General features: G+C 43.1%; 19 protein-coding genes and 1 pseudogene. 1 reads left to right on the top strand and 19 read right to left on the bottom strand.

Annotated features, from left to right (window positions below):
* Window positions 1–3 precede the first annotated feature (3 nt).
* The 6 genes and pseudogenes from AC0YNZ_RS04760 to AC0YNZ_RS04785 form a co-directional block, all read right to left on the bottom strand.
* Window positions 4–266: pseudogene (locus AC0YNZ_RS04760) on the bottom strand (ATP-dependent Clp protease proteolytic subunit); the annotation flags it as partial.
* 7 nt (window positions 267–273) lie between these two features.
* Window positions 274–801, bottom strand: a complete 528-nt coding sequence (locus tag AC0YNZ_RS04765) for a hypothetical protein (protein WP_475825547.1) — start codon at window positions 799–801, stop codon at window positions 274–276.
* Entirely contained in the window at window positions 798–1,214 is a 417-nt protein-coding gene (locus AC0YNZ_RS04770) for a MerR family transcriptional regulator (protein WP_475825548.1), read from the bottom strand. Before AC0YNZ_RS04770 ends, AC0YNZ_RS04765 begins: the two co-directional genes overlap by 4 nt.
* Window positions 1,215–1,510: 296 nt before the next feature.
* Window positions 1,511–4,120, bottom strand: coding sequence for a phosphoenolpyruvate synthase (gene ppsA, locus AC0YNZ_RS04775; protein ID WP_475825549.1), 2,610 nt, complete (start codon window positions 4,118–4,120; stop codon window positions 1,511–1,513).
* 464 nt (window positions 4,121–4,584) lie between these two features.
* On the bottom strand, window positions 4,585–5,280 hold the full coding sequence (locus tag AC0YNZ_RS04780) for a DUF7002 family protein (protein WP_475825550.1): 696 nt from the start codon (window positions 5,278–5,280) through the stop codon (window positions 4,585–4,587).
* 276 nt (window positions 5,281–5,556) lie between these two features.
* A complete protein-coding gene (locus AC0YNZ_RS04785) occupies window positions 5,557–5,895 on the bottom strand; it encodes a LysR family transcriptional regulator substrate-binding protein (protein ID WP_475826137.1) in 339 nt (112 codons plus the stop codon).
* Between the two features lie 53 nt (window positions 5,896–5,948).
* On the opposite strand from AC0YNZ_RS04785, the gene AC0YNZ_RS04790 reads away from it, so the two are divergent.
* Window positions 5,949–6,341 (top strand): substrate-binding domain-containing protein, encoded by a 393-nt coding sequence (locus tag AC0YNZ_RS04790; protein ID WP_475825551.1) that lies wholly within the window; start codon window positions 5,949–5,951, stop codon window positions 6,339–6,341.
* A gap of 621 nt (window positions 6,342–6,962) precedes the next feature.
* Here AC0YNZ_RS04790 and AC0YNZ_RS04795 read toward each other — a convergent pair.
* The 13 genes from AC0YNZ_RS04795 to AC0YNZ_RS04855 all read right to left on the bottom strand — a co-directional run bounded on the left by AC0YNZ_RS04795 (window position 6,963) and on the right by AC0YNZ_RS04855 (window position 19,585).
* A complete protein-coding gene (locus tag AC0YNZ_RS04795; protein WP_475825552.1) occupies window positions 6,963–8,105 on the bottom strand; it encodes a Gfo/Idh/MocA family protein in 1,143 nt (380 codons plus the stop codon).
* A gap of 82 nt (window positions 8,106–8,187) precedes the next feature.
* Window positions 8,188–9,069, bottom strand: a complete 882-nt coding sequence (locus AC0YNZ_RS04800) for a TolB family protein (protein ID WP_475825553.1) — start codon at window positions 9,067–9,069, stop codon at window positions 8,188–8,190.
* Window positions 9,070–9,134: 65 nt separating this feature from the next.
* Entirely contained in the window at window positions 9,135–9,644 is a 510-nt protein-coding gene (locus AC0YNZ_RS04805) for a VOC family protein (protein ID WP_475825554.1), read from the bottom strand.
* 228 nt (window positions 9,645–9,872) lie between these two features.
* Window positions 9,873–10,886, bottom strand: a complete 1,014-nt coding sequence (locus tag AC0YNZ_RS04810) for a LacI family DNA-binding transcriptional regulator (protein WP_475825555.1) — start codon at window positions 10,884–10,886, stop codon at window positions 9,873–9,875.
* A gap of 38 nt (window positions 10,887–10,924) precedes the next feature.
* Window positions 10,925–11,086, bottom strand: coding sequence for a hypothetical protein (locus AC0YNZ_RS04815; protein ID WP_475825556.1), 162 nt, complete (start codon window positions 11,084–11,086; stop codon window positions 10,925–10,927).
* 34 nt (window positions 11,087–11,120) lie between these two features.
* On the bottom strand, window positions 11,121–11,972 hold the full coding sequence (locus AC0YNZ_RS04820) for an SPL family radical SAM protein (protein WP_475825557.1): 852 nt from the start codon (window positions 11,970–11,972) through the stop codon (window positions 11,121–11,123).
* Between the two features lie 85 nt (window positions 11,973–12,057).
* Window positions 12,058–12,255 (bottom strand): hypothetical protein, encoded by a 198-nt coding sequence (locus AC0YNZ_RS04825; RefSeq protein ID WP_475825558.1) that lies wholly within the window; start codon window positions 12,253–12,255, stop codon window positions 12,058–12,060.
* Between the two features lie 18 nt (window positions 12,256–12,273).
* A complete protein-coding gene (locus AC0YNZ_RS04830) occupies window positions 12,274–13,464 on the bottom strand; it encodes an alkyl sulfatase dimerization domain-containing protein (protein WP_475825559.1) in 1,191 nt (396 codons plus the stop codon).
* A gap of 153 nt (window positions 13,465–13,617) precedes the next feature.
* Window positions 13,618–14,226, bottom strand: coding sequence for an ABC transporter permease (locus AC0YNZ_RS04835; protein ID WP_475825560.1), 609 nt, complete (start codon window positions 14,224–14,226; stop codon window positions 13,618–13,620).
* Entirely contained in the window at window positions 14,223–14,993 is a 771-nt protein-coding gene (locus AC0YNZ_RS04840) for an ABC transporter ATP-binding protein (protein WP_475825561.1), read from the bottom strand. The genes AC0YNZ_RS04835 and AC0YNZ_RS04840 overlap by 4 nt, the downstream gene beginning before the upstream one ends.
* A 20-nt stretch (window positions 14,994–15,013) precedes the next feature.
* Window positions 15,014–15,925 carry a glycine betaine ABC transporter substrate-binding protein gene (locus AC0YNZ_RS04845; RefSeq protein ID WP_475825562.1) on the bottom strand — a complete coding sequence of 304 codons (912 nt, stop codon included), beginning with the start codon at window positions 15,923–15,925 and terminating at the stop codon, window positions 15,014–15,016.
* A 9-nt stretch (window positions 15,926–15,934) separates the two neighbouring features.
* Window positions 15,935–16,579, bottom strand: a complete 645-nt coding sequence (locus AC0YNZ_RS04850) for an ABC transporter permease (protein ID WP_475825563.1) — start codon at window positions 16,577–16,579, stop codon at window positions 15,935–15,937.
* Between the two features lie 516 nt (window positions 16,580–17,095).
* Window positions 17,096–19,585, bottom strand: coding sequence for a carbohydrate-binding protein (locus AC0YNZ_RS04855; RefSeq protein WP_475825564.1), 2,490 nt, complete (start codon window positions 19,583–19,585; stop codon window positions 17,096–17,098).
* Window positions 19,586–19,994: the final 409 nt, after the last annotated feature.

A 19,994-nucleotide genomic window follows, 5' to 3' on the forward strand; every position in this document is an offset into this window, starting at 1 on the left:
TTTCTAAGCTTTACTAATGACTTGATCGATGAGCCCATAGATTAAAGCTTCATGGGCATCCATAAAATTATCTCGATCGGTATCCTTTGCTATACGCTCGATAGGTTGACCTGTTTGTTGTGCAAATATCTGGTTAATATGATCACGTCACCGAGAGGTTGGTGAATCATAATCTCACAGTTAGGCAGGGCAAGTCGTTTTCCCTTGGCTCCGTTTGTCAATAAGAATGCTCCCATCGAAGCAGCCAATCCAACGCATAAGGTAGCTGTTTAATTATTCCACCCGGTACTTCTTTTCAAGATAAGCGTACTCATTGTTTCTTAGTTCATATGTCCTGGGTTGTAATATCACTAAATCATCTGAATTAGGCTCGCCTGCGGCATGGTTTATTAGCTCTTTCACGCGTTCAATCACCTGTTGGTCAAGCTCTAGGGTTTCTCCCATCTCCTCTTCAGCGACGAAGCGGACGGTGATATCCTTGCTGAACTCTTTCCATCGATTCTCGGTATCTTTAAAACTTAAGGTAACAATGACACAGGCTTCATTAAAGTCAACTGCGGTTTGAGTGTACAGTTCTAGGAGTATATCTTTATCTTGCGACAAATTTATGAAGATACCATTTGATTCACTTTCTTCATAACCATTTAGATTGGGCGCACGATAAAGTCCATTTGGGAATTGAATGCTGACTTCAGCTTTTTCATTTGTTGAAAATTCCATAGGTAAGAGCTGAATCCATAAATGATTCATCCCTTCTTCTTGTTCCATGATTGATTTAGCCATTCTCAGATTTAGTATCAACTCTTATCCCCCCTTAAAAGCTGGGAAACAGAATCAATGACTTTTTGTTTTAATTCGGCAGAAACCCTGGGACTTATCGTTATTGCGACATCTTCGGTTATGGTGAGCGTTTCGTTTTCCAATACCCGGTTAGGATCATACAGATAAATCTGCTGACCAATTTTTTTTATTTCTTCTATTGTGAGTGACATTAGTTTCTCTTGTATAGATGCCAGGGTTTCACCGGTTCTTGTTAAGGTAATGATGGCTCGAAAAAAGTGAATGTGCCAATCTGTGTACACCCTTTTATTACCGATTAGTTCCAGCGCCGGTACCATTCCTATTTGTGTGTAGTACCTTACCGTTCTCAAATTCATTCTAGGGTCATCCTGTTGAAGAATCTCCGCGACCTGTTTTGCTGTGTAGCCGCTCATGAAACCACTCCATTCTAAATTTTTTAACCATTACAGTTAAGTGTATTGTGTACAGTTTACTGTAACCATATTCATCAGTCAACAGGATAAAATCATTCAAATTTAAAAAACCGCTCAAATTAAGAAGAGCGGCAGATGAATTTCCGTAAATGAACTTGTTTTAATACTCCATACTTAAATTTCTCAAATTCGTTTTTCAACTAATGCTGATTCTGATATGCAATATACTGTTCCATCCAAATCAGCAAATCAACCCGTCCATTATGACAGAGGCTCACACTTGACATATTCAGCCACTACAATATTTCGATATACCCTTCTGTTCCATTCACGCGAATTCGTTGCCCGTCTTTTATCAGCTTGGTAGCATTTTCCACTCCGACAACTGCTGGCAAGCCATATTCACGAGCGATAACGGCTCCATGGGTCATCAGTCCGCCAACTTCGGTAACCAGGCCTTTAATGGATACAAACAATGATGTCCAGCCAGGGTCAGTAAAGGCGGTGACTAAAATATCTCCATCTTCCAGATCAGCATCTTCCATGTTTAAGATGACACGTGCTCGTCCCTCTATAATTCCGGTAGAAACAGGTAGACCTACAATCGCTTTGTCTGGCAGATTTTCTCGTTTGTACTCACCCGCAATGATTTCACCATCAGACGTGATTACACGTGGGGGAGTTAGTTTTTCAAAAAATTTGTAATCGTCTTTTCGTTTACTGATGATCTGATAATCCAGTTTATTTGTGCGTACGACTTCGTGAAGTTCTTCAAAAGTGAGATAGTATATATCTTCTTTTTCATGAATAACGCCAGCTTGTACGAGTTGTTCGGCTTCTTTCAGTAAAGCCTGCTTATAAATGAAGTAGCGATTAATCATGCCGTATTTTGGATATTCACGATAACCGATGAAATTCCGGATTAAGCTGATCACTCGTTTTGTCTCTTCAGCTTTTTGTTCACCATCCGGTAATTGCTTCAATCGATCTAATAACTCTTGTTCTTTTTCTAAAGCTCCCTGTCGCCCTTGCTCAAATTTCTGTTTGCCAGCATTAGGCTCAAAGTTTTTGATATTACTGAGAATCATGGGGACAAGTGTAATTGGTTTTTCACTCCAACGAGCTCTCGAAATATCGATTTCACCGGCACATCGCATTCCGTATTTGTTGAGATAAGCATAGATAGCGTCTTGAGTTTCCTGTCCACCATCAAACTTAACCAGTTCATCCAAAAAATTATCATCTTTTACTTGTTGTAAATAATCAATTACTTCCGGATAAGGACGAATCACATCTGCGACATCCAATAGCGCCAGACCCATTTCCGAAGTAATGTTGTTTGGTACAGATTGAGAAAGCGTATCTGCTGCGTTTTTTTCACCTAACCACTCGTACATTTTTTCATTGATCCATGACGAAGCATTCATAGCAGTCATAAAAACCTTTGAACTTTGTGGGTCAAATAAGATCTTCTTTAATTCCTGGAGATCTTCCAGAATAAAATCAAATAAATCTGCTCCTGATTTCGTTTGGATGAATTGTTTTAATTCTTCTATCGATGTTTGACTACGCTTAATCAAATTAGAAACGATTGCCGGATCGTTTTCGATTTGTGCTTGAAAACCTGCAGACGACCTACCTTTACTGCTATTACCGGGATTCAGTTCTTTTCTATCATCTGGTAACAATTTTATAAAATCTCGCTCTATTATGGTCATGAGTGCGCCTTTTATGAGCGGATCGGATCCCACGGTATTTAATAAAGTTTCCCGTCCGACAGGTGTAGCCAGCCTAGGTGCAACATCAACAAACAACCTCCCACCGGCTTTACGCATAGGTGCAGGAGTAATTAACAGGTAAAAAGACAATCCCAATGGTTTTATGGGATCTGTCATCATTTGTTGATGACCAACAGATAGATAGACGTGATTTTCTTGATCATTCGCTTCAGGGATCGGGTATAAAGTAGTGATCGGCCGACTCTGGACAATATAAAATGTATCATCAGCCAAACACCATTCGATATCTTGCGGGCAACCAAAATAAGCTTCGATCTGTCTTCCGATGTGTGCCAGTTGTAAAATTTGTTGCTCAGTGAGTGTTTGAGACATCTGCTGATCAGGATCGATCTGCTTTGTCTCTGTTCCTCCTTCTTTCCTTCCATAGATAGCCAATTTTTTGGTTGCGATCCTCTTCTCTACGATTTCCTCTTCCCGCACTTTATAACAATCGGCAGATACCAAGCCGGAGACCAGAGCTTCTCCAAGTCCAAAACTGGCATCGATGGATAGCAATTTTCGGTTAGAGGTAATGGGATCAGCGGTAAATAAAATCCCTGAAGCCTGCGGGAAAACCATCTTTTGAACGATAACGGATAAATAAACTTGCCTGTGATCGAATCCATTCTGCATACGGTAGATTACCGCGCGCTCCGTGAACAGGGAAGCCCAACATTTGCTGATATACTGCAAGATTGCTTCTTTGCCGATGATATTTAAATAGGTATCTTGTTGACCGGCAAAAGAAGCATGCGGCAAATCTTCAGCAGTCGCGCTAGAACGCACTGCATAAGCATGTTCCTCACCAAATTGGGAGAGATAGTGAGCAACTGCTTTCACAACATCGGAAGGGATTTCTACTTCCGTAATGATTTGTCGAATCTTTCTGCTGATTTCACCAATTTGGTCTCGATCCTCTACTTTTAGCATGGTTAGTCGATCCAACAAAACATGGTACGTTTCGTTTTGTTCGATGGCTTTTTGGTACCCCACTGTTGTAACACAAAATCCTTCCGGTACATGTATCCCTTGAATTTTTGATAATTCCCCTAAATTCAACCCTTTTCCGCCAACGAGCCAAAGCTGCATTTTTTCCATTTCCTGAAAATCGAGAACCAAAGAACTCATTCAATATCTCTCCTAACCATTAAATTGAGAAAAAACATTTGACAAGAGTTCACCGGCGTGGTAAAATTAATTGTAAGATGTAATAATTATGTCCGTTTAAATTTCAAAAGTCGCAATCTGATTATAGCATCGTGTCTGTTTAGATGCAATAAAAAAGAACCTGATAAAACTACTCAGGTTCTTTTTTGATTTCACGCTATCATTAGTCACATCAAAAACCATGGTTCGAGCCGAGATCCGTCACTGCATAGTTCCCTAGCGGGTCCTATGCAGACTAAGGAAATCCTGAAGTTGCGTCGGGTTCTAATTGAGCTAACCTCCGTTACTTCAACAGACAACGGCAGCCGATCGTGTGCCGGCTGCCGTCATGTGATGATTGAACTATAGTTCCTCGTAAACTTAATCAATTGACGCCCTATCTTCTCATCAATTCCTCTCTAGATTGGCTCATTGACCTTCCTTCCTTACATAATGACTTGATTCTTAAAATTCTGAAAAGATTGTGCATACTTCCTCAATCTTTCGGGAATCTCTTCAATATTGTTGCAATAAACGGCCTGTAAATAACGGGACAAGTTCATTACTTTCTCTTCCACAAGGATCTCGCGTATCTCAGAGGGGTTTGAAGGTACATAATTTTCCCGCACAATCTCGAATTGGTCTAGTGGCAAAAACATTTGCAGACTTTTTTTATAGGAACAACGAGTTGGGTAACGAGGTGAGCTTCCGGAATCGTACTTAGACAACTTAACATTGTCATAGAAGTCATAAAGCAACGAATGTGCATCCAATTGAAGGATAGCAAAAGCTTCATCTGGTTCTCTTTTTGAATAAATCTCCAGCATTTTTTGACAATCTCTTTGCGTCGGCCAAAAAAATACGTGCTGATCCAGATAATTATGAAATTGTCGATGAGTTGTTTTTGCATCCATAACTTGATCTGCAATACGTAGATGAGCGTTTGCTACAAAAGCATTTCCGTGAAACTGAATTTCTCTACTCATTAACCGTCTTTCATTCGATAAAGTAGGATCAACCTTATTACACGAATACAAAGCATCGAGATGCTCAATTGAAGGCAAGTTTCGGACTCTCGTAAAATGAAATAATGACTTCCTTTTTAAACTCTTCGTTATTTTTTTTACAACTGAATCGTTCATACCATAATACCTCTTGTCCGATCTCATTTTCTTGTAATTTGGTCAGTCATCTCATTAAAGTAAAGGTTGTAAATCATCTACGCCCCCTCCACGAGTCATAGCCGTCAAACCTGTACGGGTTAGTTCCAAGATGGTGCAAGCTCGCGTTCAACCAGCGGATAAACGGTTAATTCAACAATTCGAATAACATCGATTAGTATATTAAGCTGCTTTTGCACTTATTAGAGCTTTTATTATCCCCAGATGTCACAATGGCCATACGGGACAATCTCTCCATCAAGCTTTCGCTTCCTGATCGCAACATACTGTAGGTTCTTCTTTCTTAATTGACTTAATGTAAGAAAGAACGAGATCGATAAATCCGCTTGCTGCTCGCCCCAAATACTTATCTTTATGATAAACTATCCCTACTTCTCGGCAGAGCGTTGGGTTTAGGATTGGAATGATGATCAAATCCTCATAATGATACATCTCGATTAATGTTTTAGAAAGAATAGTGGCACCCGTCCCGGACCTTACTAAATTAAATAAAGAATCGACCGTTGTTGTTTCAATAAAAGGTTTTAATTCTAGACCTGCATTGTGACAAGTGGAATCAAGCAGTTGCCGGCATATCCATCACGATGAGGCTTTGGAGTTAAACCGCTGAACGATGATTGTTTACGTGAATGTTGCCTACTGTTTATCCGAACGTAGCTTTTGATGGTTTGAAAGTACTCAACAGTGAATCTGTGATCAGCTTTGGGAACAGTTGTTTATATCATGCTCATGCCAACAAGGTTTTAGAGGAGGCTGGAGTAGATGCAAATAGTGCTATTGAATATCCAAGTATCGAAATGATTAAACAAGCTGTAAAGTGTGGTATAGGTTTTGTACTAATTCCTAAAATAGCAGCGGAAAAAGAAATAGATAAAGGAGATTTCAGATCGTTGCCTTTAAGTCTGGGGATTTTTTCCACCCATGGAATTATTGTGAATAAAAATAGGGATTTAAACTTTCCAGCCCAAATGTTCAAATCATTCGTATTGGATAATTACTCTTTTCAGACCGATCCTGAATGACTTGTACTTTGAAATAAACTTCCATCCTAGTCATCAATCTTCGAGATATCTTTAAGTTTTACTACAAAATAGACCGCCTGGCTGCCAATGGCTTGTGTCACAATCATGCATCTACTGGGGATTTGCGGCTGTCCGAATTTATTAATCCATTGTTCCCTGTTGGAACACCAGCGCCTCTTTTTTTTGTCCGAGGAAACTTTTCCGTCGAAGTATTGAAGGATCGATCTACAGAAGTTAATAATCAGCTTTGCTTAGTCATTTTCAAGGCTGCCCATTTTTGAGCAGCCGTTCTTTTTTTCTCAAATCTATTTTTGAATTCGGATTCGCGTTCTCTACAATCCACAACATGCCTAACCGCCAACCGCTCTTCCTCCGACATACTCCCACTGTTTGTTTCGTAGAAATAGTACACGCCCAGCTTTTCCTCTGGAGGCAGCTTCACTGCCTTTTCCTTTCCGCCCTCTAATGTTATTAAGGAGACATCGATCACAAGTACGCTATTTTCGGTACCCTTGATGAAACCGGAAGCATTGCCGAAACAACCTCCAGAACAGTGTGTCAGTGTAAATTGTTGTTGTTTTGGGGTCGGCGTGTCCTAATAATTCGGCTAAGCATAGATGCCTAATAGACTAGTCCAGATTCTTCCTGGGAATTGAAATACGAGCTATCCATATAGCCTCTAGGAATAGGCGGCATATTGGCAAAAGTCGATTTCAATACAACGTGTTGCTTCTTCTCACCGCTAAGTACAATACTGTGTAAAATCTCCAGAGCATGATAGGCCATTTCCTTGTTCGCACGGTTTACTCTGCCCTTGCGCATGGACCACGCCATTTCTGCGACGCCAAGTCCTCTGCTCTCTCCAGTGAAGGCATGGGATTGCTGTATGACCATTGGCTCTGTGTTGCCCTTTAAAATAACTCTGACCTCGCCGCCAAAAAGGTTTGGATCGGACATGTACATAATGCCATTGGTGCCGAACAGCACAAGCGTCGGCTTCTCTGGGACAATGAGTATGGAATTGGAGTCGAACAGCATGCTGCCGACTGCCCCACACTCAAATTGCAAGGTGCTGGCCATAAGATTTTCACACAGCATTTCATAAGGCTCATCGAGCTTTTCAATAAAATAATGCTTCCGTTCCTTATTCAGCGTCTTCGTAATCCCGGATACCTCCGTAACGGGCCCCAAAATGCTTAACATAGCGGTAACATAATAAATGCCAACATCGAAGCCAATGCCTGCACCTGGTTTAACGGCAAACGAAGAATGCTCCGCAAAGAGAGAACTATCCCTATTCAATGCGCAGTGGAAAGAAGTGACCTTCCCGATCATCCCGCTTTCGACCACGTATCTGGCGGTCTGGATGCTTGCTCCAAGAAAAGTATCTGGAGCGACGCCGAGATACAGATTTTTTTCATTGGCGATCCGAACCAGTTCGGCCGCTTCCTCCAACTCGCTTGCCAATACCTTTTCTGTATACACATGCTTACCGGCTTCGAGCAGCTGTTTCACGACACTGTAATGCGCGGTCGGAGCGGTTAGATTGATAACGATTTCAATTGAATCGTCTGCGATAATTTCTTCTATGGTGAGCACTTTGATGTTATATTTTTCTGCTGCTCGTACGGCCTTATCGGGATTACGATCGCAGCAGCCGACCACCTCCAATATACGGAAGCGGTTAACCATTGTGTTTAAATAAGCGTCGCTAATCATGCCACATCCCACTACAGCAACTTTTATCGGTTGTACAGGTGCCATACTAATCAATCCCTTCTAATATTTGTAGTCCCTGCCCCGGAAAGGTACGTCGTACCTCGCCCTTCTATCCAAGACTTGAACGCTACTGCTTCAGTCGATACGACACAAAAGCCAGCTTACGGCTATCTGGCGCCCACGAATTGACATTCATCGTTCCCTGACCGCCGAACAACCGAGCAATCGTACGTGATGCTCCGCCCCCTGCAGGCATCAGACGCAGTTCCACATGTTTGTTGGCCGGGTGGTCACCGGGATCCACATCTCCTATACGGTATGCCAGATAGGACACCCATTTGCCATCCGGGGACACATGCGGAAACCAACAGTTGGCTTCATCAAATGTCATTTGCTCTGGATTCTCCCCGTCATAGCCCATACGCCAAATCTGCATCAAACCGCTTCGCGTCGAATTAAACCATATCCAGCGGCCGCAGGGCGAGAATTCAGGCCCGTCATCTAAACCAGGGAGGAATGTTAGCTGCTTCTCTTCACCACCGTTGACTGGTATGGTATAGATATCATATTGTCCGTTTCTTTCCGCACAGTACGCAAGGTTTGAGCCGTCTGGAGACCATCCGTGCAAATAGCTGGGCGCGATCGGCGTTACCAGTTCCGGTACTCCTCCTTCTAAGGGCAGCACATAAATTCTAGACTGTGCATCTACTTCGGTAAAATGGCTGACCGCAATTTGAGTGCCGTCGGGAGAAAGTACATGATCGTTATTGCAATCGACAGCAAATCCAGTCTCAATCTGCCTAACTGTTCTGGTATCCAACTCGTAGGTGTACATGAGGCCGTTGCTGTTATACACCAGAAATCGGCCGTCTTTCGTCCAATTCGGGGCCTCAATGACCTCGTCGAATACATGCAACACAGTCCGTTCATCCGTAATGATATCCAACGTTTCCAGAATGCTGTAGGAATCCCTTTCCTTTAGTAAGGCCCGAAGTGTGTTGATATCCATTTCTTTCATTCTCCTTTGCATTTGAATTGCTACGTACGTTTATTTATAGTTTGAATCCCAAAGGCTTAATTGACTTCATCCAAAGGTTTTGCACTCCCTTGAGCAAGGAGCCGCATCAACTGACGGTTGTCAGCCAGGTTGTTTATACTGAGCTCTAATCCAAGCTGAGCTTTCGTGTCCAAGTAGCTATAAGATCCATTGGCCCAATAGCCAATATGATACGGGAGCTCTGCTCCGATGTCGGCCAGCGTCTGGTACATCGAATTGCGGTCATGCACGAACATACAGAAATGGAAAACACCTTGTCCGTGATTATCCAGAAAGGTTCTCCAAGGACTCGGAGATTCAGCCGGTTGCATAAGTTCCAGGATCAGATGCTCCAATTCGTACTTGGCTACCTTGCATCCGCTGTATTCTGCAAGTTTTCCATACGTATAGTGAAGCAACCCATCCGACGTCATGGTCTCAACCGGTGCCTGTTGAACGCCCAGTACCTTAGCCCAATTGGCGCTGGCCTGTTCCGCATCATGGACTACAATACAAATCTGGGTAAGCATGGGTAACGGTTGACTCATCGTTCTTCCACTCCTTCAGCTATTGATTGGGTCAATATGTTAACGTTACCATAACGATCAACGAGATGCGGTAACGTTAACATATTAGCCACAAATTCGAGAAAATTATTGAACCATACTCGAAAGAATTTGTCGACTAGTTGGGTGCCAATTCAGGAGAAGCGCGAACCAGAATCAAGTGCAGAGGGAATACTCGATTCATAAGGGTTCTGCTTCCCGCTAATTGGCCTAGTCGCCATGCCAATTCCGCACCGTGTGTCGGTCCATCAGAAACGGGTCTATTCCGATTGTGCAGGATGAGGCTGTATTGTCGTTCATTCGTCGCAGAAGCAGTTGCAAAGCATGATCACCGATTTCTTTGAACGGTAAACCGACTGATGTTATGGGGGGAGATAGCAAAGCTGACAGCGTATTGTCGTATCCGATAAGCGACAGATCGTCTGGCACACGAAGACCGCGTTCATACAAAATCTGCATCACGCCGCAGGCATAGATATCCGAGGTCATAAAAATCGCCGTTGGAGGTTGCTTAGCATTCAGCAGATTACCGATTGCCTTCCGGCCCGCCTCTACCGAATACTCGGGCATAACCTTTACCCACTCCTCATGAGGTACGATTCCTGCTTCGTTCAGCGCATCAAGGTAACCCATGTACCGGTCCGCTTCTACCTGGTGGTCCGGCTCGGCGCCGATGAAGGCGATACGTCGGTGCCCCTTATGCACCATATGACGAACGGCGGCTAACGAACTGGCGCGATCATTGACAACAATTCGGTCCACCATGGGCATTTCATAGGTCCGTTCAATCATGACAACGGGAATATTTTGTTCGATCAAACGGCCGATTAATTCCTCCGAAATGGAATGATACGAGGTGATAATAATACCGTCCACCCGGTGGCCGATCAAGTCATTGACCTGTTGCTCTTCCTCACCCAAGCCATGGTGGCTGGTAAGAGTTAGTACATGATAACCGCTGTTCGAAGCAGCTGCATTGACGGCGGAGCTGATTTCCTTAAACTGCATATTGGTGTTAAACAGCGTCAAATGTCCGATAATCTTGCTTCGACTTCTTTTCAGTCCCTGTGCGATCTTGTTTGGAATATACCCCGTCTCCTTGATGATCCGCTCAATCTCCTTGCGTTTCTCCTCAGACACGTATCCGTTATTGTGCAGAACCCTGCCGACGGTTGCGAGCGAAACCCCCGCTGCTTTTGCTACATCCGACATCTTGATATTCATAATCAGTCTCCAGAATTAGATATGTTATCGTTAACATGTTAACAAACTTTCTTGCTTATGGCAATATACCTTTGATATTTCGGGTTGGCCATGTTCTTCGAATCCCCTTCAGCGACCATCTCCTTTAGCGTCCATTGGTTATCGGGGAAGACAGCTCGCATCATTTCAATGCTTGCGACATAGCCAGCCGGATCCTGCATCGGCTCGACCTCTCCTGGAACTTGGAAGATCGCATCAGGGGCGATGTTTATGAAATATTGGGAAAGCTTCATTTTTCGAAACGTGTATCATCTCATGAGGAAAACTTTTCTTAAAATACTTTTCGGCTCTGACATGGATATCTCTCCGGTACCATTCCGATAACCCATGTACTTCAAACAATTGAGGCATTCCTAGCCGCTCTGAACGTTTACCCATCGAACCGTCCCCAATATTCAACGTATCGATCCAAATACGATCCACGATTCCTTTCAACAATTCAGGAAAATCAGGGGTGAACGGCAATATAGGCGAAATGGAGGCCTGTGCAGCTATTCCGGCATCATGTATTTCTCTTAGAGCTTTTAGGCGCAGTTTGATCCCTGGCGCATACGGAGAAAAAATTTGTTTGATATCCTCCCGATCTGTTTCAATCGTCATCGATACAAGGACTTCACATTTATCTTTCAATTTGAACAACAAATCAAGATCCCTTGTAATTAGCGGGCTTCGTGTCTGAAGCTGCAGTAAATCAGGAGGGCTTTCAATCATTTCTTGCAATATCCGCCGTGTGATTGTAGCATCACATTCAATAGGTTGGTATGGGTCAGTTGCGGATGACATAAAAATATTCACCGGTTTGTATTTTCTTCGGAGCTTGATCATTTCATTTCTGTAATTTTCTGCTGCATTTGTTTTGATGTCTACCCATTCTCCCCAAGGAATCTCTTTGAACTTTTGAATCGGCATTTCTCTAACGTAACAATAACTGCAAGAAAATGCGCAACCACTATACGGATTCAATGAATGTGTAAATCCTATATCTAAGTAACCTTTGGCTTCGCTGAGAATTTTCGTAGATAATATATCTTTGATTTCAACTGCCATTGGGATCTACATCCCCCTCATTTTTATGATCAGGATTGAAAACATGGAGCGGCTAATTCAGCTCGTTGGTTTTCTGTCAATTCAGTTACGGATAAAAGCTGGACGTGTAAAAGTCGGTGAACCCATACTTTTCAATAAAGGGTTTGAAATGATCGGTGAATCGTCTCCTGCTATATACGATGCCTGCAGCTGCCGTTAATCCTGCCCACCGCCTAAAAAATGGCGTCGGCTTCATCCAGTGCTGCTTTCGCTTGTCAATTCGTGACCGATAACGATCTCTCATTGCGCTCCCCCCGTTTCTTTATTCTTCTAATAGTTCTTTGGCGAAAGCAATGTAATAATGCCTTCCATTTGCACTGGTTTCTTGCTTTGATAATGCCATTAAGCCTTCCGCTTTTAATTGCTTTCCTATTTTCTTTTCTATATTTTCCTGATTGCCAATTAATTTCAACATATTTTCTGCATGTTTTTTTGGCGACAGTTTATTTAGATTCGCAGGATTTCCATCAAACCATCCGAGATAGCCGTTATAGATGCTGCGTACCGTCCATTCTACAGTCCCATAATATTCGCCTAAATAAGGGAGGTCCTTGAGGTGTTCAGGCAACTTTACTATACTTGCCAATTCATCTACTGTTAACCCGTTATTCATCCCTTTCAGTGTTTCGGTAAGAATATATTCTATTGCATCTCGGAAGTTCGATAGTACTTCTTGCACACAATCTCTTCCTATCAAGGGTTTTGTGTGGCCTGGTAAAACATATTCCGCAGGATAGGATAAGATTAAATTTAACGAATCAACCCATGCACTTACATCTCTGTATTGTCCACCACGGATGGCATATAGGTTGGGGAAACATCCGTAATAATTATCTCCACAGCAAAGCACCTTACTATCTGGAAGCCAAATAAAGATCTGGTCATCCGTTTCGCCTAGTGCCGGCACCAACTCAACCTGGATGCCGTCAATCGTACGAGTTACTTTTTCTTGTTTGTACACAGTGGTAGGAGGAAAAAAGGCTCGTATGCCTTCTCCCACAACTATTCCCTCTCGAATTCCTATACCTTGCGTAATGACCTCATCGTCAGTTAAATGATAACCAAATTGATACGAACCACGTTTATTAAGCACATCATTTAAGTCATCTGTACGTCCGAGCACTGGCTTCATTGGCGCAAATGCGATAACCTCTTCAACCGTATCTCTAAAGACTCCTGCGCCGCCGCGATGGTCGGGATGACCATGCGTGTAAATAATCGTTTTCACAGGTTTATCTGTAATGCCCGCAATGAGCTTTTTTAATTTTTCTGCCCTTACATCCGTTTCAAAGGTATCAATTACAATGACAGAGTTCTCTGCTTCAATAATTATTGAATTACTATGAGCGTATCCCATGACATGGTAGATACCGCTCGAAATTTCCGTAACCGTTGGCGGGTATGCAATCTCTGCGAAATTCTTCAGTAATTGTTCACCATGTTCTTTCAACATATTTCTTATCCCCTTTTCACATCTATTTTCGACTTGCGGCTGATATCTGGCCTTCTTCTCGGTCAGCTCAAATCCTGAGGTACACTCGGTATTTCAAGAACAACTGCTTTCATCGATGAAGCTCTCCTTTCAGAATCCGGCTAACTTGAGCTTCTATATCCTCTTCTCAATTTGAATCAATAAAGCATTGGCACCTATTGCCAAGCCAGCGGACAGCAAGCTTCCCCACAAAATTTTGTAAACATTCATCGTACGAAGTCCATCGAACAAAATGCTGCCTAATCCTCCAGCGTTGATGAATGCTGCGATCGTTGCCATCCCGATCGTAGATAATACTGCAAGTCGTATTCCGGTAAAAAGTGCTTTCATGGATAAAGGCAGCCTGATCTGAAACAGAACCTGCATACGGCTCATTCCGATACCGGTTGCAGCTTCGACAATGGATGGGTCAATTTCATTTAGTCCTGCGATAAAATTACGAAGCAATACATATTGGTTATATACAATCAAAACTGTGATAGCTGTCACTTTTCCTAGTCCCGTAACCGGAATCAATATGGCAAAAAACGCCAAACTAGGGATGGAATAAATCACCGAAAATAATTGAACAAGTATGTTGGAAATGGTTTTGGAAGACATGGCCGCTATTGTTAAGATCGCCGCCAGTAAGATCGAAATCATCATCACAGCCACTAACATTTCTAAATGCTCTATCAGTGCCTTCCATAATTTATCTGGGTGATTGATGGCATATTCGATCAATCTAACCCCTCCCAGAAACGCTCTTGCTTTCTTGAGGAATGAATGAATGACGAGACAAAATCATCTGCAGGGTTTTTCACAATATTTCGCGGTGTATCAAACTGACAAACTCTTCCTTTGTTCATAATGATGACTCTGGTCCCGAGTTTAAATGCTTCGTTGATATCGTGTGTGACAAAAAGAAACGTTTTCTTCAACCCGCCATGAATTCGCAAAAGCTCATCCTGCAAATGCAGTCGGTTGATGGCATCAATGGCTCCAAAGGGTTCATCAAGCAGCATGATCTTAGGATCTGTCGCCAAGGCACGAGCCAAACCGATTCGTTGTTGTTGACCACCCGATAATTGTGATGGATAACGGTTTTTAAATTCCTTCGGCTCTAATCCCACAAGAGATAACAACTCATCAATTCTTGCATTTATTTTAGTTAGGGGCCATTTCAAAAGCTTCGGTACCGTCGCAATATTCTGAGCGATTGTCATGTGAGGAAACAACCCCACCTGTTGAATGACATAACCAATTCGTCTTCTAACCTTCACAGGGTCAACTGTTCCGACGTCTTCACCAAACAGTTTAATCGTCCCAACGCTTGGCTCATAAAGACGATTGATCATTTTCAACAATGTTGTTTTCCCTGAACCAGAAGAGCCTAAAATTGTGATGAACTCCCCTTCTTGAATGAACAAGTTCACATGATCGACCACGTAATCTCCAGATTGTGAGTATCTTTTACATACATTATTGAACTCGATCGCTGTAAGAGACATGTTCTCCTCCATGTATTCACTTATTTAATGGATTCATAAAACTCTTTTGCGACATCTTCATATTCCTCTTTGTCGACATCAACTTTAGCATTCAAAGCAGTAACGGCTCCGGTATCTAGTGCTGCACTTACCTTATTGATGATCTCTTCAATCTTAGGATTAGCGTTTAATACATTGTCACGTACGACGGGTGCCAAATTATAAGGCGGCCACACATGCTTGTCGTCTTCCAATAAGGTGAACTCATCGGTATTAACTAATTGCCCTTCCGTTGTGTACGCGGGTGCTGCATCCGCTTCATTATTTTTAAGCACCTCATATTTCAAGCTATTATCGTATACCTTCGATGATTTCCAATTCAATTTTCCGTACACTTTCTCTAGTGCAGGGATGCCGTCTTCGCGTTGATCGACTTCGCCTTGTGATGCAAATCTAAGTTCAGCTGCATGTTTTTGCAATTCCGAAATTGTGATAATGCCAAGCTTTTTGGAAACCTCAGTACGAATGACAAGACCAGCCCCGTCGTTGGCTTGCGAGTAGTTTAGCCAGGTGACTTGAAATTTTTTTTCATATTCTTCCTTCACAGCCTTATAAACTTCTTCAGGATCGGTGATGAGATCCATTTTTAACACAGCTAACAAGCCCGTCCCCGTGTATTCGGGATACAAATCGATTTCGTTGTTCACGAGTGACGTATGAATGACTGAACCGGCAATGTTCGGAACTCTTTCTACTTCATATCCCGCGTCTTCTAGCGCCAAAGCATACAATTCGCCCACAATTAAGTTCTCCGTGAAATCTTTAGTTCCGACACGAATCGTTGTGCCATTGCCTGTATTGGAATTCGTACCTCCGCACGCTGCCAACGTTAGTGCCAATACCAACGTGGTCACAGCTACAGTAAATATTTTCTTACTCATTCTCATCTTCATGATTTCATCCTACTTTCTTACGATTTTATATTTGAACAAAAATCGATCAACCAGACCAAGCGATAATCCAGCCGCAATTGACAGCACTGCAACCGAAATACCACCAACTATAAGCAAATCCATCCGATTAAGACCTAGACCTGTAAAAATAATGCCTCCAAGTCCACCCGCACCGATTTTAGCAGCCAAGGTCGCACTTGCAATGATTTCAATCGCAGCTGTCTTGAGTCCGGTCAAAATCATCGGAGCGGCTAAAGGAAACTTGACCTTCCACAACAATTGCCGATCCGACATTCCGACTCCGTGAGCTGCTTCCAGCAAGTATGGCGGTACTTCTTCTAGGCCTGCAACAGTATTCATTAGAATTGGCGGAATCGCTAAAAATACGAGTGCGATCATTGCCGGCTTAACCCCGGTTCCCAGAATGGGGATCAATAGCAGGAGAACAGCCAAGCTTGGAACAATACGCAGGACTTGAAAAATAGAGACGAACCATCTTTCATATTGCTTATGTTTTACACAAAGATATCCGCAGGTAATTCCAATACATGCAGAGAACAACAATGCAATAAAGCTAATTACGATATGTTCTTTCGTCGAAGTTAAATAGTCATTTAGACTATTTGAAAAATAATCTGTAATCTGCAACCACACAATACTACTTCTCAAATTAACTCCCCACTTTTGTACTGGATAACTATTATTTGGTTAATAATCGAACTTTGCTTTTCTTTCCAATACATTTGCAACTGATCGCGTTCCATTTATAATAAAAGCAATAGAGTGTTTTTGAAAGTAGGCACCTTTTTATCATATAGGAACCTTTAAGTAACTAATGGAAGGACATGAATGATTCCAAAAACTTCGTAAAGGAATACCCGAAATTAGTCACCCTTAAATGGAAATGAAATCAATAATAAGGGATCTAGAGTGGGATCTAGAGTTTTGGACTTTTATCAATAAAAAAGAACAAGCCGCAACTACGCGGCTTGTTCTTTTATTAATTTGCAATTATAATGATTTTTTTTTGCGATGTGCCACAATCGCTTACATTCTCCCAATCGATCCTTTACAAGGATATTAATCGGCTAATGTTCTTGTCGTGCGACATCCGACATCCGAAGAGCCCCGGCATTGCCTCCGGGACAATCGTTTGTTTCGCATTTCGTTTCATTGCGGTTTGATTTCAAAATAGTCGATAGTTCCGATCGCCTCACCCGTAACGCCTTCAAAGGTGAAGTATATATTTTGCGTGCCGACGGTTGGTTTGATCGGAACATTAGAAGTGATCCAGTTCTGCCATCCTCCTGTGGAATTGACTTTTAACGTTCCTATAATGGTACCCGTGGGGCTTCCCAGCCGTATCCTCATCGTACCTGAACTGGCGGAGGCGACCCTGAAATCGATGCTGCGCATCCCCGTCAGATTGACGTCGCTGTAAGCTGCCCAGTCTCCGGGCTGCAATGAACCGATTCTCAGCTCTGTCTCGATATCCGACAAATTGTGGGCCGATACATCCATTTGCGAGCTGTATTTCTCGGCTTCTATCCTGACTGGAGTTGGGACTTGCAAAGGAAGGATACCCCCTCCATTACGGTGGACATCTTCCAAACTGGCATGTGCCGTCTTCATGATACTCACCATATCCGAATACGGCTGATCCTGCTGATTGACCAGGCCGACGTTGTAGCTCTCGTCGTCCGGACGCCCGGTAACCGGCTGATCGTAGTACGAAAACCAGCCTGAGCCGACAAACAACGGATGTGCGGCCTGGCTTTTCGCAAAAGCTTGATAAGCTCTTCCTCGCTCCGCTATGCTTATTGTCATAGTATCCGTCCTGATATTGGAAAGTCCGCGTTCGGTAGAGCCGAATGAATGTTCCAGATTCAACAGGGGCTTTCCGAAATCTTCGTATCTGGAAATCCAACTCGCATCTCTTGAATAACTGTCCACGGAGAAGGCATCGACAAACTCCATAGCCGCCAGATCCCAATCCAGGCTGGTTCGCCAGGTAGGAACGACAGACGTACCCAAGAACAGATGGTTCGGATCGTATTTTTTTATAATCTCCCTGATCATGGAGTAATAGGTTCTGGATGCCAACCTTATATACTCCGACACATCAACCGCGGGTACTTTTACAATATCGATCGGGATGTCTTTCAAAGCGTCAAACGATACAGCGTTCGTCCCCAGAATCCGGTTGATCTCCCCGAGGTTGCGATTGTATCTCGGCGCAAGAAAATCTACGAATGCGCTTTTCGCCGGAGATGCCGAAGAATACGTCAGCACTTGTTGTACAATTTCCTTATTCCAGCCGGCTTCATTATCGTAGGTATAGCCGATCAACCACTTGCTGTTTCTCGCATTCTGAAGCTTTGTCTTTAGCGCTTTCTCGATGATGGGCCTGCTCTGCGGATCAAAGACGTCGTACGTCCATTGTATCCTATTCAAATTCGGGGGGTCTTGCAGCACTTGAATGTATGGAAACGCGATGTTTCTCGGTTTGGTCCATTTGCTGAAGGCGTTAAAGCCCCACTGAATCAAACGCTTCTTCGTGATCTCCTCCCATTTCGACTCAAATCCGCTTCCGTATTTTTTCATGACATTGGCGACGACGAAGCTGACGTATTCGCCGCCCGCATCTCTGGTGTAGGCGGGAGCGTAGGCAGTCCGATCAGGCAGTTCCTCAAAAACCTGCTTTTGGGTGCCGTCCTCTTTCAGGATCGGCGTCTTATATCCATACTCCCAGATACTTGTTGCATCCACCCCTTTTACAATAAAGGGATATCCATCGGGTGTAATAAACCACCATTTGCCATCATTTTTTTGAAGCCTGAAATATCCGGTGCTGGAGTGCTTTCCTAAGCTTTTAATCCCTCCATACTGATCATATCTTGTGAGATCAAGTGAAACATTCGCTAAGGCAGCGGCCTCATCTGTATATTCCTGCTGCAGCTGCCCGTCGGAAGTAACCTTTCCCGGCCAGGTTTCACTCATCCATTGACCGTATTTGTCCGCTAGCAGAGCTTCCTTCTTCAGTTCGGCTTTCAATTTCTCCACAGTAAGAGCGGGTCTATCATTTTGTCCTTCGGTGCCTGTACCTTTATAAATTTCAACTTCAGTCAAAGGAATATGTTGATAAGAGTGGGTACGACTAATGTTCAGTATGATAAATCTGGCCGACTTATTTGACATCGGGACGGTTACCGAATATTTCAAACCGGTTCCCGTTCTTGCATGACTGGCTGCATTGTAATAACCCGTTGCCGATTCGGGACGATACTTTACGGTAATATCTTTAAATCCCCAATATTTGTTCGGAGAATTCAGCACTACTCGGATCTGTTCCAAGGGGTAATCTTTCAACAGATCAATGACCACATCCACAGTCCCGGGAGAAGTCGCGCTTCCCATCCAGCCTGCGTAAGACGGGGCTCCATCGAACAACACGCCATTTGCCGAGGATAGGATCCCAGCCGCACTTAAATCAGGAGAGTTCCCTCCATCAGGAGCACGACTATAGATATAGTTCCCTGTTTTTAACAGATTGTCTTCCTTTCCAAATTTACCGATCAGGACAAAAACTGATGTTATGACAAATGCTGCCAACAAGAACGTCAAAATCCCGCTGCGCTTGAACTTGAAGCTTTTCTTCATATGATGTAGAGCCTCCTCTTAGTCATGCTCATTTATCGCAATCTCGAACGGTTATTATTAGTATTAAACTTTCATATTTTTTCCGTGTGACCTCGGAAGAACAGTAATAAGAAGCTTCCACCTTGGTACTGGCTTGAGATACGAGAAAAAACCCCATTAGAACAGGATAGGTCTTCTCCTGTTCACTTGGGGCTTGATACGGAATATACACTTCTATTAAGACTCAAACATAGTAGCCCTACAATTGACAGAAATTCAAATCATTCTGCAAACATAAATTGAAAACTGTGCCATGATGCATAATTATGTTGCTTGATATTGTTCAATTCACTGAACTATTTCAATGTTCACCGCTACGGTTCAATAATGTAATGCACCCATTTAAATGGTAGGTTATTTCGCATGTTCC

Source organism: Paenibacillus sp. J2L1-98 (assembly GCF_056269405.1).